The following is a 17,501-nucleotide window of genomic DNA, read 5'->3' on the forward strand; positions in this document are numbered from 1 at the left end:
CCTTATCGAAGACGCTTACCCCAAGCCTGCTGGTACCTTGAGCAGGCGTGGCATCACTGCCTAGGGATGGACAGAAGGGACAGGGGAAGCCCTGCTGCATCTGTGCGGAGATTGTGCACTCCGCTCGCTGCAACTGGTGTGCGCTCGAGGCGTTGTCTCCCATCAATGATGCTTGATAGGGTGATCCATGCCCGACCCGCAGCGTCTTCGCCTGTGCGGCTGTATCGGCCTCGCTGTAGCCTCCTTAGGCCTCATTGGCGCTATCGTCGCCCAACCCCTTCTGAGCGCCGCGTGGTCCCCAGTAGTGGCGACCGCTCAGTTACCCTAGACCACCTCACGATGAGAGACTTCGCTGAGGCGCACGGGACGGAGCCACAGCCTTTAAGCCGAGCTGTTTCGGCAACTCAATCGCCGCTCTGGTGATTTAAGAGATTGGCACAATCAGGCACCCTCCCTTGCCGGCAAGGAACTTCCCATCATCTCTGAGCGTACAAGCTTAGCCGACCAGAAGAGCTCTGTCGGATGAGAGGAAGCGCCAATGCCCCAGATCCCTGCCTCCGCCCCGCTTGCCCGACGGACCATGGCCTATGTGTTGGCCGGCGGCCGCGGCAGCCGTCTCCTGGAGCTCACCGACAAGCGCGTCAAACCGGCCGTGTACTTCGGGGCCAAGTCGCGCATCATCGACTTTGCCCTCTCGAATGCGCTGAACTCCGGCATCCGGCACATCGCGGTCGCCACGCAGTACAAGGCTCACAGCCTCATCCGCCACCTGCAGCGCGGCTGGAACTTCTTCCGAGCTGAACGCAATGCGAGCTTCGACATCCTGCCGGCCAGCCAGCGTGTCTCCGAGACCATGTGGTATGGGGGCACAGCGGACGCGGTCTTCCAGAACATCGACATCATTGAGAGCTATGGGCCCGAGTTCATCGTGATCCTGGCGGGCGATCACATCTACAAGATGGACTACGAGCTCATGCTCCAGCAGCATGTCAGCCAAGGGGCCGATGTGACGGTGGGATGCATTGAGGTGCCCCGGGCTGAAGCGAGCAGCTTCGGCGTCATGGCAATCGACGAGCAGGATCGCATCCTCTCTTTTCTGGAAAAGCCGAAGGATCCACCCGGCATGCCCGACAAGCCCGAGATAGCGCTGGCCAGCATGGGCATCTATGTGTTTGCAACCCGCGTGCTGATCGATCAGCTCCGGCGCGACGCCGCCACACCAGGCTCGAGCCGGGACTTTGGCAAGGATCTCATCCCTTACCTTGTGGAGCATGGTAAGGCTGTGGCGCATCGGTTTCCACACTCCTGTGTGCGCTCCTCCCATGAGGCTGAAGCTTACTGGCGCGATGCTGGCACGCTCGATGCTTACTGGGCGGCCAACATCGATCTGACACAGGCCACCCCGAGTCTGGACCTGTATGATACCGCCTGGCCGATCTGGACCCATGCCGAGATCACTCCGCCGGCCAAGGTGATCCAGGAGGCCGGCCGGCGAGGGGAGGTGATCAACACAGTTCTGTCCGGCGGCTGCATCGTCTCGGGAGCAGTGGTGCGGGGCTCACTGCTGTTTACCGGCACACGCGTTCACCCGGGTGCGCAGCTGGACGAGGCGGTGGTGCTGCCTGGGGTTGAGATCGCCCGCTCGGCCAGGCTGAGGAAGATCATTGTTGATCGTGGCGTGCGGATTCCGGAGGGCCTTGTCGTTGGAGAGGATCCACACCACGATGCGCAGCGCTTTCGCCGCACCGAGAGTGGCATCTGCCTGATCACCCAGCCCATGCTCGATAAACTTAAAGAGACGAGCAGGAGGCCCTCTGACTTTTATTCAGAGGGTCCTGGGTTCGAGTCCCAGCGCGCTCACCAAAAATTTCAAAGGGTTACCGGCATCTGCCCTTTGAGCCGTTTTCTCCCAGGTAGCCAATAAGTAGCCAGAAGCTGCGTTCAACTTCGGCCGTCTTCGACTTGCCTTGGGCAAATTACGTCAGCCCGCACCGTGAGCGTGTCAGGGTCGGTTCGTTCCGGGGAGGGGGGTCGGAGATGATCAGCAGGCCGCCAGCGCCTGCCTCAGGCCAGAGCTCAAGCCCTTCCAGGTGGTCCACATGCAGCTGGTAGGCAGCTCGGCCGCCGTTCCGATGCGCTCAGGAGCGATGAGGCCGGAATTCTGAAGCAGGGGTGGCTAGAGCGGGTCTCGACATCGTGAGGTGACAGCGCCGCGCCGAGTACCCAATCCTGCGGCGGAACTTCAGGGATTGCGCGACAGGCTCTGTATCGACCCCGTCGACCGTTCCCGGTAATCGAACTTCCACCGACCGTTCCGGTCACTATCTCCTCGATCCAAGGGCGTTCATGTTCCACCTGACTTTCGCACTGCCCGCCCTCTATGTCTTGGCGCGGTTCGTGTCGCCGCTTCCGTGGGCGCCGGGCGGGAAGATTGCCCTTGCCATCATCGTGCTCGTGGCATCGCAATACCATCTTTGGAGCCGCCTTTCGTCCGGCTCGGTCTTCTCGCCCGAGTTTCCCCGTGCTCTCGTGCTGATGTTCAACTGGGCATTCGGGGCGATCGTGCTGCTGGCGGCGATGCAGATCGCACTCGATGTGATCGCGTTGATCTCGCTGCTGTTCCGGGGCGGCGGAGCCATACCGGGCAGCCTGCGCTACACGGCCGCGACGGCGGCCATGCTGCTCTCGGCTGTCGGCGTGTACCAGGCGACGCGTGTGCCGCCGCTCAAGGATGTCGAGATCGCCATCCCCGGGCTGCCGCCTCAGTTCGACGGCTACAGGCTTCTGCAACTGACCGACCTGCACATCAGTCGCCTGTTTCCCAGGGAGTGGACGCAAGCGGTGGTAGAGCGGTCCAATGCGCTCGGGGTCGACCTGATCGTGGTCACCGGCGATCTCATCGATGGCTCATTCGGCGCGCGGCGTTCTGACGTGGAGCCGCTGCGCGACCTGCGTGCGAAGGACGGCGTCTGGGTCATTCCCGGCAACCACGAGTACTTCTTCGGCTACGAGGAGTGGATGCTCCACTACGCCAGCCTGGGGATGCAGGCGCTCGCCAACGATCATACCGTCCTGACCCGTGATGGCGGATCGCTTGTGCTGGCCGGCGTCACCGACCTGTCGGCGCCTCGATCCTTCCATCCGGCACCGGATCTGCCGGCCGCTCTTGCGGGCGCGCCGTCCGACGCACCGATCATCCTGCTTGATCACCAGCCGAGGAACGCCTCGCAGGCGAGCGCACGCGGTGTGGCGCTGCAACTCTCCGGGCATACCCACGGCGGCATGATCCCAGGACTGGACCGGCTGGTTGCGCGCGCCAACAACGGCTTCGTCTCGGGCCGATACCAGGTCGGCGGCATGTCGCTTTACGTCAACAACGGCACGGCATTGTGGCCCGGCTTCGCGCTACGGCTCGGGCGCTCGTCCGAACTGACCCGCATCACCGTGCGACGCGCATCACCGCGGGATGGTCCGCCCGCCCATGCGCCGACGAGCTTGGAGCGGGCGCTTGCTCCGGCCACCGCAGGCTGAATTGACGATGACAAAGCCGTCCAGAGAAATGGCAGCTATGGTACATTCCGGACGGGGCCGAACTTCTGCTTTGGACAGGAACATCGGACGTTCCTGCTAGTAAACGAATTTCACTACCTCACCGGAAGCCGACCAAAGGTTTGGTAGCGTAGGTCGGAAGCCGATTTGCGGTGCGGTTGAATGATGTCACATATTTTGGCACCTGATGGTCTAGCCTCCAGTCTGCATCAATTCCTTCAATCGCTTCATGCCGGCGAGAATAGCTGCAGTCGTCCAGCGCTCGACGCGCTCGTCCCGCATACCGTGATCGCGCAGGTATCGCGCACACCAGGCGACGGGTCCGATTAAGATAATGTCCATGCGCCGGTCGGTCATCCGGGTGAAAGCCCCTCAAGTGCCGACGACGAGCTTTGCAATCGGAGGCGCCACGCAGCAATGGCTCAGCAAGAGAGCTTCAATCAAGACCGAGACGCTGCAGTACTATTTCAAAGATGAGAAGTTAATAAGATGTGAGCTCCGCTTCTGAGCTCGGTCACCATCTGCTCCACTTTCCGTAGAGTGAGATTGAAAGCGAGGTGCGACCGCATTCATGAAAGGGCTACGGGTCGGCATAGATGCTGCCCTCGAGCGCTTCATCCCCCCGTGCTGAAGCTTGGCATCATCACCTGAAATGCTTAATCAAGATGTCTGCGATAGAGCCGAGATCAGCGCCGGAGGATCTCAGACATCCGTGCAAGAGGATCCACTCCCATCTGTTTCAGAAGGTGCAGCATATCAAGTGGAACCCAGTTCTCACGGATCAGACCTTCATGATGAAGATAAAAATCCATCACGCGCATGAAGACGGGCTTCCCGCTGGCAGGTAAGCCGCAGAAGCCGTCCCCGGCATGCACCGCGTAGACTGAGGGCCAGCCGCCGGTGACGGAGTAGGCGCCATCTCCGATGCGGATGTAATGGCCAGCGCCATGCCGCTGGCGCTCAGCCGTGACCTCCTCGAAGGTTCCCTGCGGCCGGTGAAATGCGATGCGGAAGGGCAATTGGTGCCCATCGACGAACCCCTCAAGCCCGCGGGTCGTGCCAATGCCGGCTGGGCCATACCACATCATCTTCGGGTGCCAATGCTGCCGCTGAGGCATGTCGATGAGGCTCTGCCGGGAGAGGCTGTTGCGGTCGTCGTGCTCCGCCAGGGATTTGTGCATCGCCAGAGTCTGAGCAATGCTCGCTCGTCCCTCATCGGGCGCCGATGGCGCCAGCCTGACTCCGTCCGCCGTGAGGGGGCCTGGCCACATCTCGGGGACGCCGAGAACAGGGGCGAGGGGCCAAACGCCGGCCTGACGCATGACGTCCAGGACGTCCCAGAGAAGGTTCGCCTGGACGGCGCGCCCATCCAGCCCGATCTGCCAGACCTCGCCGTAGCGCAGATAGACCGTCTTGTTGCTAGCTGGGATCCCAAGCCAATCACCAGCCATAGTGCCGCAATAATGGCCGACGGCGGCGATGTATTGCCGGTCCTGATAAGCGCCAGCGACGAGAATGACGTCGCGGCGCTCGAGGTCCGGAAAGGCGGCCTTCAGGGGAGCCCACAGTCCCGTTAGTGCGGCCGCGTTCCCTGCAATTTCATTGATAGGGTGCGAGACACGCCATTGCGAATTTTCAACGGCCAAGCCTGAAAGTGCGCCCGCGATCTCTCCGGGCGAGGCCTCAGCCAAACCCTGCAGCTTGGCCAGGAAAGCGCGGCGCTGGGCCCCAGTCGGGAAGGCCTCTGCTTCAGAAAACCGGGTCATCGATACCCTCCATCAGCAGGCGTCACAATGCTGCCGGGGAACAGGAAAAAACTTCTTGCATACGTTTGCAAAAATTGCAACCATGCCTCGTCGATCCTTCAATAAACGTCAAAAACAAGAGGATCCGCTTGGGCCATGTTACTGGGAGGTAACCGCATGACCATCAGTCTGAAGCGCCTGTTTCAATCGGCGCTGTTCTCGTCATCCTTGCTTGCCCTGTCCGCAGGGGCTGCGTCCGCCAGCTGCGGCGATATTGCGGGCCGTGTGTCCGTTGTGGGTAACGAATTCCCGGCCATTCACACGGTCACCAAGGCTGCCGCCACCTGCGCCAATGATAAGGTAACGGTGAAGGCCAACCTCACCGCCGATCATCAAAAGATCAACTTGCCCGGCATGCAGGGCAATCCTGCGGAATACACCAGCGCGATCATCGCGACATCGTCGATCACGCCTCTTTTGAACGGCAACGTCATCCGGCCCTTGGATGATCTTGTCGCCAAATTCGGCCAGGACATTCCGAAGCGCCAGTTGATCACAGTCAACGGCAAGGTCGTGGCCGTCGCTTTCATGGCGAATGCACAGCATCTCGTCTATCGGGATGACGTGCTGAAGAAGATCGGCATGGAGCCACCTAAAACCTACGAGCAATTGCTTGAAGCGGCCGAGAAGATCCGGGCCGCCGGCATCATGAAGAACCCAGTCGGAGGAGCCTATGCCACGGGCTACAATCTGGGTCTCGAATTCATCAACATCTACATGGCTTTGGGTGGCGAGCTGTTCAAGGACGGCACGCCGACGGCATCGGTCAAGAACGGCCAGGGCGTGGCGGCGCTGGAATTGATGAAGAAGCTCACGGGCTACATGAATCCCGACTTTCTGACCCATGATTCCAATGCGACGGCTGCCGAATGGGAGGCGGGCAATGTCGCCCTCATGAACTTCTGGGGCTCGCGCACCGGAGTGCTCATGGACAAGCAAGGCTCCACGCCGGAGGTCTACGAGAACACTAAGGTCGGCGCGCCTATGACCATTGGCGGCGGCAAGATCCCAGCGACTACGCTTTGGTGGGATGGCTGGACTGTGGCTAGGAACATCCCAGATGCCGATGCCGCCGCTACATTCGTAGCCATGAAAACCGGAACGAGCCCCGCGATCCTGAACGACGCGACGATGGGGCAGGCCGTCTGGATGATCGAAGGCTACAAGCCGGCTCCTGTGAACCAGGGCGTCATGCTGACCATGGAAAGCGGAGCCAAACCTTATCCCATGCTGCCTTACATGGGGCTCTTGCACGCGGCCATCGGGGAGAACGTCGCGCGCTATCTCAGCGGCAAGGCCGACGCCCAGACCACGCTCGCGGATATCGAGGCGGCCTACACGGCGGCCGCCAAGGAAAAGGGCTTCCTGAAATAAGCGTCGCCCACGGCCTGGGCCCCTGTCCGTCTCCTACGGTGCAACGTGTGCTGAACCATGAAGCATAAGACATTCCTGTGGTTCTTCCTGCCCTCCGGCATGGCGATGTTCCTCTTCATCGCCATGCCCATCGTGTCGGTGCTGACGCAGTCGGTCTACGCGCCGCACGAGCAGGTGATCCGCGAGGTTGAAAACTGCACGCTCTTCGGTTGCTCCAAGGCGACGCAGATCGACCAGGAGGCGACGCGGGCCCTGCGTGACGCCGAACCCATGGGACGCTTCGTGGGGCCGAGCATCTATACAGACCGCAACCATCTCGCCTTCGCCGAGATCGCCGGGATCTGGCGCAACGCCTCCGGTCTTGGAGACTTCTTCGGGCAAGTGACCAATCTGCCCTTTTATGACGCCTTGAGCTTCACGCTGACCTACACGGCGCTCGTCACACCGCTGTCGCTGGCCTTCGGCCTGATCATCGCGCTCGCCGTCAACGCCCTACCGCAACTGTTCCGGGGTCCAGTGATCTTCGTGTCGCTATTGCCGATGATCGTGACGCCGCTGGTGGGCGCGCTCATCCTGTTCTGGATGATCGATGCCCGCGGCGTCCTCGGCGCAGCCTTGCAGGCGCTCGCGGGCGATCCGGGCCTATCGATCAAGGCCTCGACGCCTCTGATGTGGACCATGCTCATTGTCTACGGCGTATGGTCGTCAGCGCCGTTCGCCTTCGTCATCTATTATGCCGGCCTGCAGACCGTGCCCGGCGACACCCTGGAAAGCGCTATGATCGACGGGGCGAGCCGGTGGGAGCGAATCCGTTACGTCATCCTGCCCCACCTTCTGCCGCTGACGACCTTCATGGCCCTGATCAAAATCATGGACAACTTCCGGGTCTTCGAACCTATCGTCAGCTTCAGCGCCGGGGCGCATGCCAAATCGCTGAGCTACTTTATCTATTCCGACCTCGGCGGAGAGACACGGCTCTTGTCCTCCGCAGCGGCAACCTCCGTGCTCACCATCGCGGGCATCATCGTCCTGATCTCGCCAGTGCTCGTGCGCACTTGGCACGCCTTCGGAAGGGTGCGAGCATGACAACACGCGTCGCCGACCGCCGGCCCATGATCCTTCGGGTCGTGATGTCAAGCTTCCTCGTCCTCTGGCTCATCGTCGCGGCGTTCCCGTTCCTGTGGACGCTTTGGGGAAGCTTCAAGGTCGAGGGAGACTTCTTCTCGAAAGCCGACTGGCTCAACGCGCTTACCGGACCTTTGACCATCGCCGAGACCGGGGGCTCGTTCACCAGCAGCGGCTATTACGGGGCCTGGGTGCAAGAGGAGTTCTGGCGCGCCGCCATGAACTCGCTCACCGTCGTGGTGTGCGTCGTGTGCATCTCCCTGACCTTTGGCACGCTTGGCGGATACGCGCTGTCGCGCTCGCCCTACCGCTACGCCTTCTGGCTCCTGCTCATCTCTCTCGTGTTCCGAGCCATGCCGCCTATCACGCTCGTGTCTGGCTACCTACTACCGTTCTTCGAGTGGAACCTCTGGGGGCATCTGCCCACCGCGATCATCGTTCTTGTGGCGATCAACCAGCCCTTCACCCTTTGGATGCTGACATCGTTCTTCCGCAACATCCCCAAGGATCTCGACGAAAGCGCCATGATGGACGGGTGCTCGCGCTTCCAGGCGTTCCGGCATGTGATCATCCCCGTCATGTGGCCGGGGGTGATCACGACGGGCCTGTTCTCATTTCTTCTCGCCTACAACGACTTCGCCGTGACTGCGATGCTCCTGTCGAAGGAAAACCAAACTATGATCCCCAAGATCGCGAGCTTTCTGGGTACGACGCAAACGAAGGGCAACGTCATGTTCGCCGTTTCCTCCGTGATCTCGGTTACCGCGCCCTTGTTCCTCCTCGTGATGTTCTTCCAGCGTCAGATCGTCTCCGGGCTGACCGCCGGCGCGGTGAAAGGCTGAACCATGGCCGATATCCAGTTGAAGGGTCTGTCCAAGCGCTGGGGCAGCTTTATCGGTGTCAAGGCGATGGACCTGCACATCGCGGACGGCGAGTTTCTCGTCCTGCTCGGCCCCTCAGGCTGCGGAAAGACCACGACCATGCGGATGATCGCAGGGCTCGAGGATGCCACCGACGGCGACATCCTGATTGGTGGGGCGCGGGTCAACGGGCTCGAGCCTAAGGACCGCGACATCGCCATGGTCTTCCAGTCCTACGGCCTTTATCCGACCATGTCGGTCTACGAAAACATCCGCTTCCCGCTCAAAGTGAGGAAGATCCCGCAGGCGGAGCATCACGAGCGGGTCATGCGGGCAGCGACGACCGTCGAGCTGACGGAATTCCTCGACCGCAAGCCTGCGGCCCTCTCGGGCGGCCAGCGCCAGCGGGTGGCGCTCGCGCGGGCCATCGTGCGCAAGCCGAAGGTGTTCCTGATGGATGAGCCGCTTTCTAACCTCGACGCCAAGCTGAGGGTTTCGACCCGCGCGCAGATCAAGAACCTGCACCATGAACTAAAGACGACGACGATCTACGTGACTCACGACCAGATCGAGGCGATGACGCTCGCCGATCGCGTCGTCGTCATGTCCAAGGGTGTCGTCCAACAGGTTGGCACGCCCCTGGAGATCTATGACCGCCCGGCGAACACCTTCGTTGCGGGCTTCATCGGGAACCCCGCCATGAACCTCCTGCGCGGGGAGATCCGGGGCGGCGTGTTCGAGGGCCGGAACGTTCGCATCCCAGGCTTCTCCGGCGCCGCCGACGGGCAGGTGCATCTCGGGTTCCGGGCAGAGGACGCGGCCGTGGCGCAAGCCGGTGAGATCGCTGCACCAATCTACTCGCTTGAGCTTCTGGGCGATGCCTCCATGGCGACCGTGCAGGCAGGGGAGAGCCTCGTGGCGATCAAGGCGCCGAAGGATTTCCAGGGCCGCATCGGCGAGCCCCTTGCGGCGCAGATCCCGGCCTCCCTGTGTCACCTGTTCGATGCCCAGTCCGGCGAGCGCCTGCGATGGAGCGCGTTATGATTGCTAACGTCCGCCTCTCAGCCGCGCTCCTCCACTCCATCAGCCTTTCATAAGGACCATGTCATGGCCATCCAGCGGATCAAGTCCGGCAAACCCGAGCAAGCACGCGCCGAGGACGATGCAAAGGTGCGCTCGACCGTCGAAGGCATTCTGGAGGACATCGCGGCACGGGGCGATGCGGCGGTGCGCAAAATCTCTCAGCGGTTCGACAATTACGCCCCGGCCTCGTTCCGGCTCACGCCTTCGGAGATCGAGGCGGCCATGCAGCAGGTGCCTGAGCGGGACATGAAGGATATACGCTTCGCGCAGGACCAGATCCGGCGGTTCGCACAGGCGCAGCGCGCGACCATAACCGATGTCGAGGTGGAAACGCTGCCAGGTGTCATCCTCGGGCACCGCACCATCCCCGTGCAGTCGGTGGGCTGTTACGTTCCTGGGGGCAAGTTCCCCATGGTGGCTTCCGCGCATATGTCGGTGCTGACCGCGAGCGTGGCGGGCGTGCCGCGGATCGTGGCCGCGGCACCTCCCGTCAAAGGGGCTCCCCATCCGGCCATCGTCGCGGCGATGCAGCTGGGCGGCGCGCACGAGATCTACGTGCTGGGCGGGATCCAGGCGGTGGGCGCAATGGCGCTGGGAACCGAGACCATCGAGCCCGTCCACATGCTCGTCGGGCCGGGCAATGCCTATGTGGCGGAGGCCAAGCGCCAGCTCTACGGCCGGGTCGGCATCGATCTCTTCGCCGGCCCCACCGAGACGATGGTGATCGCCGACGAGACGGTAGATGCGGAACTGTGCGCAACCGACCTCCTGGGCCAGGCCGAGCACGGCTACAATTCGCCTGCCTGCCTGATCACCAATTCGGCTCGCCTGGCGCATGGGACGGTTGCGGAGATCGAGCGCTTACTCACCGTTCTGCCCACGGCCGAAACCGCTTCGGTGAGCTGGCGCGATTACGGCGACGTCATCCTGTGCGACACTTACGAGGAGATGCTCGCGGTCGCCAACGACATGGCCTACGAGCATGTGCAGGTGATGACCGACCGGGACGACTGGTTCTTGGACAACATGCACAGCTACGGCGCCCTGTTCCTTGGGCCGCGTACCAATGTGGCCAACGGCGACAAGGTGATCGGCACCAACCACACGCTGCCCACGAAAAAGGCCGGGCGCTACACCGGCGGACTCTGGGTGGGCAAGTTTCTCAAAACCCATAGCTATCAGAGAGTGCTCACCGACGAGGCCGCGACGCTGATCGGCGAATACGGCTCGCGCCTGTGTATGCTGGAGGGATTCGTCGGCCATGCCGAGCAATGCAATATCAGGGTGCGCCGGTATGGCGGCAGGAATGTGCCGTACGGGGTCGCAGCAGAATGAGCCTGCCGCGCACCCCTTCGTTCCGGCTCGACGGACGCCGCGCTCTGGTCGCCGGGGCATCGTCGGGCATCGGCCGCGGCGCGGCCGTCGCCCTCGCCGCGGCTGGAGCCGAAGTCACCTTGCTGGCTCGTCGCGCGGGCGCCCTTTCGCAGTTATGCGATCAGATCCTGGCCGCGGGCGGCAAGGCCAGCATTCTGTCGGCCGACATCACCGATCTTTCCTCCATGCGCGAGGCGCTCCAAGCGCAAGGTCCGTTCGACATCCTCGTCAACTCGGCCGGGCTCGCCCGGCATGCGCCGGCCCTGGAGACGACCGCCGAGGATTTCGACGCGGTGATGGAGGTCAATCTGCGGGCGGCCTTCTTTCTGACGCGCGAAGTCGCGCGGGGGCTGATCGCGGCAGGCAAGCCAGGAAGCCTCATCAACATCTCCTCGCAGATGGGGCATGTGGGCGGGCCCGAGCGAGCAGTCTATGCCGCCAGCAAACATGCGCTTGAGGGCATGACCAAGGCGATGGCCCTGGAATGGGCGCCGCACGGCATTCGCGTCAACACGCTATGCCCGACGTTCATCCGCACGCCACTGGGCGAGCAGACGCTGCAAAACCCCGAGCGCAAGGCGTGGATCTTGTCGAAGATCAAGCTCGGACGGGTAGGGGAGGTAGAGGACCTGATGGGGCCAGTCGTGTTCCTCGCATCGGAGGCCTCAGCGATGATGACTGGCACGCATCTGATCATCGACGGCGGATGGACCGCGGAATGACGGAGACCAACACCCCTGTCACAGCCCTGGACGTGGCCCGGCTCGCCGGAGTCAGCCAATCCGCGGTCAGCCGAGTCTTCACCCCCGGCGCGTCGGCGTCCAAGCGCACGATCTCCAAGGTGCAGGCGGCAGCCGAGCAGCTCGGCTACCGGCCGAACCCGCTGGCGCGGGCGATGATTACGGGCCGGACCCGCATCATCGGTCTCCTCGTCGCCTATCTCGAAAACCAGTTTTACCCGATGGCGCTGGAGCGGCTCTCGCGGGTTCTGCAGGCGGAAGGCTATCACATCCTCGTTTTCATGGCGGAGAATCACACCGAACAGGTGTCCGAAGTTGTCAAGCAGCTCATCGACTACCGCGTGGACGGGATCATCACGGCCTCGGTGGGACTGTCGAACGACATCACGAGCCGCCTATCGGCCCTGGGCATCCCCGTCGTCATGTTCAACCGCGGGCAGGACGACGATGCTTTGAGCGAGGTGACCTCCGACAACATCGCCGGGGGACGGCGAGCGGCCGAGTTTTTGATAGCGGCCGAGCATGAGCGGATCGCTCACATCATGGGCTGGCAGGGTTCCTCGACAGGGCGCGATCGCGCCACGGGCTTTCGCCTTGCAATGGAGGAGGCGGGGCGTCGCCCGCACGCCCTCGTGGACGGCATGTATGACCGACAGACCGCCGCTGCTGCCGCTCGGGATTTGTGCCGCGCTGGGGCTGGGAAAAGGCCCGATGCAATCTTTGTCGGCAACGATCATATGGCTTTCGCCGTCATGGACGAGTTGCGGTTCGGGCTCAACTTATCGATCCCGGGCGACGTCTCGGTGATCGGCTACGACGACGTACCTATCGCGGCCTGGCCCTCCTATGCGCTGACCACCATCCGCCAGCCTGTGAACCGCATGGTCGCCGCCACGGTCGAGGCACTGCTCGGCCATCTGTCTGGGGACCGGACGCCGCGCAAGATCCGCATCGACAGCCCCCTCATGATCCGGGGATCCGCCCGCCTGCCAAAGGGAGAGGGACGATGACAGATTTCTGGAACCGGTGGCAGGATTTTCCCGATTACATCCTGGGCATCACCCGAGAGATCTGGGAGGATCGCGGGATCGCTACCCTCCACCGCAGCTACAGCCACGACATTCCGGTTCGGACGCCCATGGGCGTGGCCATCGGCAACGAAGGCGTCGTCGCCTCGACTATGGCGACGCTGCACGAGTTCCCGGACCGTGAGCTCTTGGGCGAGGACGTGATCTGGTCCGGAGACGAGGAGATCGGCTGGTTGTCCTCGCACCGCATCATCTCGACGGGTACCCACCGACGGGATGGGTATTTCGGGGCGGCCTCCGGCAGGCGATTCACGGTTCGCGTCATCGCCGACTGCGCCGCAAAGGCCGGCACGATCTTCGATGAGTGGCTCGTGCGCGACAACGGCGGGCTCGTCCGCCAGCTCGGCGGCGACCCTAAAGCTTTCGCACGACTCCTGATCGACCGGGAGGGCGGGCCCGACGCGGCCATACGGCCGTTCACGCCCGAGACGGACAGGCAGGGGGGCTATGAGGGCCAGGGCAACGACGACCCCTGGGGGGTGCGCTATGCCGAGACGCTGGAGCGGATCATGCAGGCGGATTTCGCCCATGCGCTGTCCGCTTACGACCGGGCCGCGATCGGCGAGTTTCCCGGTGCGCAAACTCTGATCGGCCACCGTCAACTCGCTGATTTCTGGCTTGGCCTTCGTTCCTCCTTCCCGTCCGCGGTTTTCAGAATCCACCACCGGATCGGCATGGAAGGCGGGATGATGCCCCCGCGCGCAGCGATCAGGTGGTCGCTCGACGGTACGCATGACGGCTGGGGCATGTTCGGACGCCCGAGCGGCGCAAGGGTCCACGTCATGGGCATGGCCCATGCCGAGTACGGTCCCTACGGTGCAGGTGGGGCCGGGCTGCGCCGTGAGTTCGTCCTCTTCGACGAAGTGGCGATTTGGAAGCAAATCCTCCTACATACAGGTGATCTATGACATTGGAAGAAATGGAAGCTCGCATCGTCCGCTACGGCGACCTGCGCCCCTGCAAGACCGCCTTCATCGACGCCCACACCCCGGGCTCGAACCAGAAGGAGAACTTCACGATCATCGGCGGCGGGGTCAGCGAAAGCCCCGACCAGCACGTGCATATCCGCGAGACACCTGGCTTTAACATCGGCGCCGCCGGCCAGCCGCCGAAATGCCGGAACAGCCTTCATGTGCACCGCACGGCGGAGGTGTTCTTCGTCCTGAAGGGACGCTGGCGCTTCTTCTGGGGCCGCTGGGGCAACGCGGGCGAGGTGGTGCTGGAGGAGGGTGACATCATCAACATCCCGACCGGGATCTTCCGCGGCTTCGAGAACATCGGCACCGATTATGGGATGATCATGGCAATCCTGGGAGGGGATGACGCCGGTGGAGGTGTGGTCTGGGCGCCCCAGGTAATCGAGGATGCCCGCGACCACGGCCTGGTGCTGGGCAGCAACGGCAAGCTCTATGACACGAAGAAGGGCCAGTTGCTCCCCGAGAATGTGTCGCCCATGCCGCTCCTGACGGAGGAGGAACTCAAGGCGTTTCCCGAGCCGACCACGGCCGATGTCGTGCCGCACTACGTCGCCCGTTATTGGGACCTCATCGCGCTCTCCGACCACCAGCCCGCCAAGGTTATCGGGGCGGACGGGGTGCTCAAGGACCGTCCCGGCTTCGAGGTCGAGATGCTCTCGCGCAACTCCATTCCCGAGGGTTCCTACAGGGTCGACCGGCATGAGGTGCTGATGCCGGTTCGCGGTCACTGGCGGCTTACCTGGGATGGCGGACAGATCGTTCTCAATCCCGGCGATACCGCGGCGATCCCACCGGGGCTGGAACATTCCCTGTCGCCCTCGATGACGGGGGAGGCCAGCCTCTACCGCGTCTACAACACCGACGACGACGCCGGCGCGACGGGCCGCCTGCTTTCGTAAGGGGAGATGTCATGGCGCTGTTGGCCACACATGTCGGATCGCTGCCGCGGTCCCAGGTGGTCGTCGACTTCCTGTTCGCGCGCGAGCGCGGGCAGGATTACGACGCCGACGCATTCGATGCCTGCATGAGCGACGCCGTGATGGAGAATGTCCGTCGCCAGCGGGAGGTGGGCATCGACATCGTCAGCGACGGCGAGTGCTCGAAGATCAGCTACGCGACCTACGTGAAGGACCGCTATACCGGCTTCGCAGGCGACAGCCCGCGCAACGCACCCGCCGACCTGAAACTGTACCCCTCATTCCTGGAGCGTTTGGGGAAGAGCGGCGGCACCCCCCAATACGCGAGGCCGCAATGCGTGGGGCCGGTCGCGTCCAAGGGGCAGGGCGAACTCTCCAAGGATATCGCAAACCTGAAGGTGGCCATGGCCGCTCACGGGGTCGAGCGGGGCTTCATGAACGCGGCCTCGCCGGGCGTAATCTCGCTTTTCCTCCAGAATGCCTATTACCCGGATCGGAACGCCTATCTGCGCGCCCTGGCGGAGGCCATGCGGGAGGAATACCGCACGATCATCGAAGCCGGGCTCGACCTGCAGTTGGACTGCCCCGATCTCGCGCTGAGCCGGCACATGCTCTTTCCCGATCTGTCCGACGAGGAGTTCCTGCAGATTGCGGCAACCCATGTCGAAGCGCTGGAGCAGGCGCTCGACGGTCTGCCACGTGAGCGCGTCCGCCTGCACATCTGCTGGGGCAATTACGAGGGACCGCATGTCTGCGACATCGACATGGCGAAGGTCTTCCCCCTCCTCATGCGCGTGCCGGCGCGCTACATCCTCTTCGAGACGGCCAATCCCCGGCACGGCCACGAATGGACCGTGTTCCGGAATCGGGCGGATGAGATTCCCGACGACAAGGTACTCATTCCAGGCGCTATCGACAGCACGACCAACTTCGTCGAACACCCGGAGCTGGTGGCGCAACGGCTCGAGCGGTTCACGTCCATCCTTGGAAAGGAACGGGTCATCGCCGGCTCCGATTGCGGTTTCGGCACCTTTGCCGGCTTCGGAGCGGTCGATCCGGAGATCGCTTGGGCTAAGCTCGCGGCGCTCAAGGAGGGGGCACGCCGAGTCGGATGATCCCTCTGTTGCTAATTCCGGGCATGATGTGCGACGCGCGGATGTGGGGCGAGGTTGCATCCATGTTTGCAGAGCAGCCGGTCCATCACGCCCTTCCGGTCGAGGGATCCACGACCTCCGCCATGGCCTCGGCTATCCTGCGCGACGCGCCACCGCGCTTTGCCTTGGCAGGCCTGTCAATGGGCGGCATCGTTGCCATGGAAATGCTAAACCAGGCGCCGGAGCGGATCGAGCGGCTCGCGCTCCTCGATACCAACCCGCGCGCCGAGGCCGACCATGTCAAGCGGCGGCGAGCAGCGCAGATCGAGCGCGTGACGTCCGGCGATCTTGCAGGTGTCCTGCGCGATGAGATGAAGCCGCATTACCTCTCGCCGCGAGCCAGTGATCCCTCCATCCTCGCGCTGTGCATGCAAATGGCGCTCGACCTCGGACCGGAAATTTTCATCCGCCAGTCACTGGCCCTTCGAGACCGGCTCGACCGCCAGGGCGCGCTGGCCCGGTTCCACCAGCCGGCACTCGTCTTGACGGGGGAGGACGACCGCCTGTGCCCCCTCGACCGGCACGAACTCATGCACGCGTTGATGCCACAATCGCGGTTGGTGATCGTCCCAGACGCAGGACATCTGCCGACATTAGAGAATCCCACCCCAACAATCGCGGCCCTGCGCCGCTGGCTGGAGGAATGATGAACCCGAACCTCCTCAAACTCCTGCGGGGCTGCGACACCCCGACCATATGCAACGCCATTGAGGTCGCTCAGGGCAAACGCGGGTTTGACGCCTTTACCCGCGGAACGATGATTGCGAGCGCACCGGCCGAGCCGCCGATGGTCGGCTACGCAGTCACGGCTCAGTTGAGGGCTCGTGCGCCATCGATGGCCCCACCGGAGGCCGTGCGCGCGAAACGTATGGCCTATTACCGGGCCATGTATGAGGCGTCCAAGCCATCCATCGCGGTCGTGGAAGATCTCGATTTTCCCGACTGCATAGGAGCCTATTGGGGCGAGGTAAACACGACGATCCACAAGGCCTTCGGCTTGTCGGGCGCGCTCACCAACGGGGTCGTGCGCGATCTCGGGGATTTGCCGGAAGGCTTTCCCGTCGTTGCGGGCAGCATCGGGCCGAGCCACGGCTTCGTGCATGTGGTGAGCGTGGGGGATCCCGTCACCATTTTCGGATTGAGGATTGCCACAGGTGACCTCGTCCATGCCGACCGTCACGGCGCCGTGGTTATCCCGCCAGAGGTTGTTCCGGATCTTGAGGCGGCCATCGGAAAGCTGCGGGGGTCGGAGTACGTTATCCTGGCGCCGATGCGGGCGGGATTGGAGAGCTTCGGTGAGTTCGAAGATGCATGGCGACGGTTCGAAGCCTCGCGGGTCTGAAGGGCTGGACAGACGAGCGCCAAGGCTTCTTCGCGACCTAGTTGTCTGGATGCGAGACCTCCTTGGCGTGAGCGACGACCTGGAGGGCTTGAGGCAAAGCGTGTGGATCGGGT

Annotated in this window: 15 protein-coding genes and 1 pseudogene; 14 read left to right on the top strand and 2 right to left on the bottom strand. The window is 63.1% G+C overall.

Annotated features, from left to right (window positions below; all coding sequences use genetic code 11):
- Positions 1-538 precede the first annotated feature (538 nt).
- Positions 539-1,792, top strand: a pseudogene (glgC, locus tag ILT44_RS25020) (glucose-1-phosphate adenylyltransferase); the annotation flags it as partial.
- Between the two features lie 554 nt (positions 1,793-2,346).
- Positions 2,347-3,531 (top strand): metallophosphoesterase, encoded by a 1,185-nt coding sequence (locus ILT44_RS25025; RefSeq protein WP_204242327.1) that lies wholly within the window; start codon positions 2,347-2,349, stop codon positions 3,529-3,531.
- Positions 3,532-3,741: 210 nt separating this feature from the next.
- On the opposite strand, the gene ILT44_RS25030 is transcribed toward ILT44_RS25025, so the two are convergent.
- Complete coding sequence (locus tag ILT44_RS25030; protein WP_204242328.1) at positions 3,742-3,891, bottom strand: hypothetical protein; 150 nt, start codon at positions 3,889-3,891, stop codon at positions 3,742-3,744.
- Between the two features lie 344 nt (positions 3,892-4,235).
- Positions 4,236-5,315, bottom strand: a complete 1,080-nt coding sequence (locus ILT44_RS25035; RefSeq protein WP_204242329.1) for a nuclear transport factor 2 family protein — start codon at positions 5,313-5,315, stop codon at positions 4,236-4,238.
- Between the two features lie 156 nt (positions 5,316-5,471).
- Here ILT44_RS25035 and ILT44_RS25040 point away from each other — a divergent pair, with 156 nt between their 5' ends.
- From ILT44_RS25040 to ILT44_RS25095, 12 genes are all read left to right on the top strand, one after another.
- The gene (locus ILT44_RS25040) at positions 5,472-6,728 is read left to right on the top strand and encodes an extracellular solute-binding protein (RefSeq protein WP_204242330.1); all 1,257 of its coding nucleotides are present in this window, start codon (positions 5,472-5,474) and stop codon (positions 6,726-6,728) included.
- 57 nt (positions 6,729-6,785) lie between these two features.
- Positions 6,786-7,814 carry a carbohydrate ABC transporter permease gene (locus ILT44_RS25045; RefSeq protein ID WP_204242331.1) on the top strand — a complete coding sequence of 343 codons (1,029 nt, stop codon included), beginning with the start codon at positions 6,786-6,788 and terminating at the stop codon, positions 7,812-7,814.
- The gene (locus tag ILT44_RS25050) at positions 7,811-8,695 is read left to right on the top strand and encodes a carbohydrate ABC transporter permease (RefSeq protein WP_204242332.1); all 885 of its coding nucleotides are present in this window, start codon (positions 7,811-7,813) and stop codon (positions 8,693-8,695) included. The genes ILT44_RS25045 and ILT44_RS25050 overlap by 4 nt, the downstream gene beginning before the upstream one ends.
- 3 nt (positions 8,696-8,698) lie before the next feature.
- Entirely contained in the window at positions 8,699-9,757 is a 1,059-nt protein-coding gene (locus tag ILT44_RS25055; RefSeq protein ID WP_204242333.1) for an ABC transporter ATP-binding protein, read from the top strand.
- A gap of 63 nt (positions 9,758-9,820) precedes the next feature.
- Entirely contained in the window at positions 9,821-11,131 is a 1,311-nt protein-coding gene (gene hisD, locus ILT44_RS25060; protein WP_204242334.1) for a histidinol dehydrogenase, read from the top strand.
- Complete coding sequence (locus ILT44_RS25065; RefSeq protein WP_204242335.1) at positions 11,128-11,892, top strand: SDR family NAD(P)-dependent oxidoreductase; 765 nt, start codon at positions 11,128-11,130, stop codon at positions 11,890-11,892. Before hisD ends, ILT44_RS25065 begins: the two co-directional genes overlap by 4 nt.
- On the top strand, positions 11,889-12,920 hold the full coding sequence (locus ILT44_RS25070) for a LacI family DNA-binding transcriptional regulator (protein ID WP_204242336.1): 1,032 nt from the start codon (positions 11,889-11,891) through the stop codon (positions 12,918-12,920). The genes ILT44_RS25065 and ILT44_RS25070 overlap by 4 nt, the downstream gene beginning before the upstream one ends.
- Positions 12,917-13,906 carry a nuclear transport factor 2 family protein gene (locus tag ILT44_RS25075; protein WP_204242337.1) on the top strand — a complete coding sequence of 330 codons (990 nt, stop codon included), beginning with the start codon at positions 12,917-12,919 and terminating at the stop codon, positions 13,904-13,906. The genes ILT44_RS25070 and ILT44_RS25075 overlap by 4 nt, the downstream gene beginning before the upstream one ends.
- Positions 13,903-14,874 carry a cupin domain-containing protein gene (locus ILT44_RS25080; protein ID WP_204242338.1) on the top strand — a complete coding sequence of 324 codons (972 nt, stop codon included), beginning with the start codon at positions 13,903-13,905 and terminating at the stop codon, positions 14,872-14,874. The genes ILT44_RS25075 and ILT44_RS25080 overlap by 4 nt, the downstream gene beginning before the upstream one ends.
- An 11-nt stretch (positions 14,875-14,885) precedes the next feature.
- Positions 14,886-16,007: a cobalamin-independent methionine synthase II family protein gene (locus ILT44_RS25085; RefSeq protein ID WP_204242339.1), complete on the top strand. Its 1,122-nt coding sequence runs from the start codon at positions 14,886-14,888 to the stop codon at positions 16,005-16,007.
- Positions 16,004-16,693, top strand: coding sequence for an alpha/beta fold hydrolase (locus ILT44_RS25090; RefSeq protein ID WP_372441248.1), 690 nt, complete (start codon positions 16,004-16,006; stop codon positions 16,691-16,693). The genes ILT44_RS25085 and ILT44_RS25090 overlap by 4 nt, the downstream gene beginning before the upstream one ends.
- Positions 16,693-17,388 (top strand): RraA family protein, encoded by a 696-nt coding sequence (locus ILT44_RS25095; protein WP_204242341.1) that lies wholly within the window; start codon positions 16,693-16,695, stop codon positions 17,386-17,388. The genes ILT44_RS25090 and ILT44_RS25095 overlap by 1 nt, the downstream gene beginning before the upstream one ends.
- Positions 17,389-17,501: the final 113 nt, after the last annotated feature.

This window comes from Microvirga arvi (assembly GCF_016892765.1).
In the GTDB taxonomy this organism is placed as follows: Bacteria; Pseudomonadota; Alphaproteobacteria; order Rhizobiales; family Beijerinckiaceae; genus Microvirga; species Microvirga arvi.